Raw genomic sequence first — 204 nt, 5'->3', positions numbered from 1 at the left:
CCATTGGTGGTTTAAGCAATAAGACGTGGAACGGCACAGCGGTATCAGGTCAAGCGGCGACTGAAGATCAATTGGCAGCAGTTGATGGCAAGTTGGGTACATTAGACGATGCAGCAGTTAAATATGACGATGCAACAACTAAAGACAAGATCACGCTTGCAGGTGCTGGTGGAACCACGATCACGAATGTTAAAGCAGGTGATA

At 47.1% G+C, this 204-nt stretch carries 1 protein-coding gene; it reads left to right on the top strand.

Annotation, left to right across the window (positions count from 1 at the left end; genetic code table 11):
- Positions 1–204: hypothetical protein (locus tag V6E90_RS21810; RefSeq protein WP_442881277.1), on the top strand; the 204-nt coding region annotated here is incomplete at both ends.

It is taken from the genome of Acinetobacter sp. ESBL14, assembly GCF_036668815.1.
Taxonomy (GTDB): domain Bacteria; phylum Pseudomonadota; class Gammaproteobacteria; order Pseudomonadales; family Moraxellaceae; genus Acinetobacter; species Acinetobacter gyllenbergii.
Note: the sequence above shows the minus strand (reverse complement) of the source record. Positions and strands in the feature narration are given on the sequence as shown.